General features: G+C 44.6%; 3 protein-coding genes. All 3 read left to right on the forward strand.

The genetic code is table 11. The annotated features are described in order from the left end of the window. Nucleotides 1-172 precede the first annotated feature (172 nt). From ACWVCM_RS00730 to ACWVCM_RS00740, 3 genes are read left to right on the forward strand one after another with little or no spacing between them, the layout of a single operon-like run. Entirely contained in the window at nucleotides 173-1165 is a 993-nt protein-coding gene (locus tag ACWVCM_RS00730) for a formylglycine-generating enzyme family protein (RefSeq protein ID WP_455199777.1), read from the forward strand. A gap of 58 nt (nucleotides 1166-1223) precedes the next feature. Next, on the forward strand, nucleotides 1224-2285 hold the full coding sequence (locus tag ACWVCM_RS00735) for a formylglycine-generating enzyme family protein (RefSeq protein ID WP_455199778.1): 1062 nt from the start codon (nucleotides 1224-1226) through the stop codon (nucleotides 2283-2285). Nucleotides 2286-2296: 11 nt separating this feature from the next. Then, nucleotides 2297-3205: a formylglycine-generating enzyme family protein gene (locus tag ACWVCM_RS00740; protein WP_455199779.1), complete on the forward strand. Its 909-nt coding sequence runs from the start codon at nucleotides 2297-2299 to the stop codon at nucleotides 3203-3205. The last annotated feature ends 319 nt before the right edge of the window (nucleotides 3206-3524 follow it).

Consider the following 3524-nt stretch of genomic DNA (forward strand, 5'->3'; position numbering starts at 1 on the left):
CTATGGTGAACGCTACAAGACGTTAAAGGGAGGATCCTGGTTCGATTGTTCTTTTTACAACTGTGGTATTTCAGCACCAGTGTTTAACCGGGCATTTTTTTCAGTACGTACAAAAAACGACAGTTTCGGATTTCGTTGTGCCAAAGATGTCGATAAGAAGAAATAAACAACTATGAGTTTACAGAAACAGCTGGTTCTTTTTGTCTTGGTACCATTGATTACAATCGCCTGCAATCAATCGAGTTCTCCGGATAAAAAAAATAAAGATACCATGGTCGATGATAAAGAGATTAAGGCCGTGATCCATGATACGCAGATGGTGCGAGTCGCCGCAGGAAAGTTTATCCGTGGCAGCAACAAGGAAGATACCGAAGGTATGCAGGCCCGCTATGGATTTGCTGCGCCTTTATATCAGGATGAGCATCCACAAACTGAATTATTTCTTGATGACTTCATGATTGATGTTTATGAGGTGACAAATAAAGCCTATAAAACCTACATTTTGAGTACCGAACGCATGATGCCTTTTGCCTGGGTAAATAATGGTTATGCGTTGAATGAGAAACAGCTGCAGGCTATGGATGTGGAACGGTTACGTAAACTGGCACTGGATTACTTCAAGCTGGATGTAGATACGCGAGTGATGGATAAGCCGGCGCTGGTACAGGCAATGATCAAGCATCAGGAACAACTGGACAGGTTGCCTGTAGCCGGGGTGAACTGGTTTGATGCCAGGGAGTTTTGTCAATGGCGCTCTGCGCGGCTGCCAACAGAAATGGAATGGGAAAAGGCTGCCCGTGGCCCTAAAGGACTCGAGTATCCGTGGGGTAACGAGTGGGATCCAAAGGTAACCAATACCGGAGATGATGGTAAATGGGAGGAAGGTGTCGCGCCAGTGGGATCTTATGAAAATAATAAATCGCCTTATGGTGCATATGATATGTCAGGCAATGTGTGGGAATGGGTTGATGACTGGTATGAAGCCTATCCTGATTCGACCTATCAATCAGAAATGTTTGGTAAAACCAACCGAGTCATTCGTGGTGGTGGTGGCGGTATTGGCCATTATGCGATTAGCTATTTCTTCAGGGGAGCGACACGGCAATTTTCTGAACCTGAGATGGAAAGTGACGATGTAGGTTTTCGTTGTGCGAAAGACGGGTAACTGTTGTTTTAAGGTTGGTTGCTGAACCAATGGATAGAAATAATTAGTGGGTGGCTGAATGAGTAAAATAAATATCCTGGTGCCAGGTTTTATCCTGCTGCATGTAAGTGCACTGGCCTATGCCGCTGCGCCATCACTGTCTGCACTTGAAAACATCAACCAGAAACTAAAAGAAGAGCACCATGAACGTTCCAGTTCCTGTTTTGGATGTCATACCGAAACTGATTCACCTGCTTTTAAAGAGATTATGAAAAAAGAGTGCGTAATATGTCACAAGACGGGCTGGGTGTCAGGCAAGCTGGAGGAGTTGGCGAAGAAAGAGCAGGCAACTAGTCAGCCTGGATCTAGCCCAAGCAAAAAAGCTTCAGGAAAAGGTCCGGGTATGAGTGTAACAATGTATTACGACGGTAGTAAATTTGGTAGCAAACCCAACCAGATGATAGTTATTCCTGCGGGAGAGTTCATTCGAGGCACCAACGGCCGGCTTCCCGATGAAGGCCCTGAGCATAAAATGACGGTAAAAAGTTTTTATATAGATAAGTATGAAGTTACGAATCTGCAGTATTTTGAATCCTTGAAATACACTAAGCGAAAACCACCCAAACATTTCGTAAACGGTCAGGTGCCGTCGGGGAAAGCGGATCATCCAGTGGTGTTTGTATCGTGGTATGATGCCAAGGCTTATTGCGAATGGGCGGGAAAACGTTTACCCACTGACATTGAATGGGAAAAGGCAGCGCGCGGTACTGATGGGCGAACTTACCCCTGGGGAGATGAATTCAATATCACTTACGTTAATTCGCCGGTGCGATGGGTGGAGTTAAACCTTTTAGGAGACACCACGCCAGTAGGCGCTTTTGAAAAAGGAAAAAGTGTCTATGGATTGTATGATATGTCAGGGAACGTGTGGGAATGGACATCATCGAAATACAAGCCTTACCCGGGAAACACGCGTAAATCAGAACTATATGGTGGAAATTACCGCACCCTGAAAGGCGGATCATGGTGGGATTGTTCTTTTTATCAATGTGGTATATCAGCACCAGTATATAATCGAAGTTTTTTTCACCCGAAAACTAAAAATGACAGTTTCGGTTTTCGCTGCGCCAAGGATGCCTGATAATTAACTAGATGAGCATACAGAAAATGGAAGAAGCCAATCAAAAATCAAATGCAAGCCAGCAATGGCTATTAGTCATTGTTGTTTGCATAGTGGGAGTTGTTGCCGTATTTATGGCGTACAACGCCGGCATAAAAAGAGGCGACCAGGTTGTACAAACATCCAGCCAAAGTGCGTCGTCAAATAAAAACATACTGAACAATATGATTTTAATACCGGCTGGCGAATTTATCATGGGTAGCGATGACGTAGATGCCAGTGGAAAATCGCAGGAATTTGGTTTTAATGAGCCTTTATATTTAAACGAACATCCCAAAAGAAAAATTCAACTCAAAGCATTTTACATCGATAAATACGAAGTAACGAACGGTGAATTTAAACAGTTTCTACGAGATTTGCAGAAATATTCGGAGGAACAAATACAAACCCTGGTTGAACGCTTACAAATGCAACAGGATAACTTACCCGTGCGCAACATAACCTGGTTTAAGGCTGATGAGTACTGTCGTTTCGTAGGAAAACGTCTGCCGACTGAAATGGAATGGGAGAAAGCGGCGCGAGGCACGGATGGGCGTGAATACCCCTGGGGCAATGAGTGGAATGCGGATTATCTGAATGCCGGTCAGGGTGAAGCCGATTTAATGCCTGGTGGCAGTTATGAAAATGGAAAGTCTCCTTACGGGGTTTATGACCTGGCGGGTAACGTTATGGAATGGACAGCAGACTGGTACGAACCATACCCGGGCGCAGAATATCAAAGTCCCAACTACGGTAAAAAACGCCGCGTCGTGCGTGGTGGCAGTTGGGGTGGTGTAGGGCACTATGTGATTCCACACTATTTCAGGGTAGCTTATCGATTCAATTTTCCGCCGGATCAGGCTTTCAATGATGTGGGTTTTCGTTGCGCTAAAAACGCTTAACTTTTACTGATCACATTGACAATGTACCTGAAGAATATCGCTGGGTTGGCGCAAAGCCGACGTTGGAAAACGAATCCGGGGATTCAAGGTAACTCGTGGTGAGTAAAATTGAAGGTGATCAGCGGTCAGTTGACGCCAATCATCCTTTTGCCGGAAAAATCGCAACTTTTCATTTCGTAACTTTTCATATAAATATTACTCATACTCTGGAAGCAACCGCACCAGATCTAACTGAAAGTGTGTCCCCAAGTCCCGGAATACCTCAGTAAATCAATGTGATGCTGAATCGAATGTCAGTCAAAGGCAGTGTGGAATATTC

The sequence above is a fragment of the Kaarinaea lacus genome, from assembly GCF_975902315.1.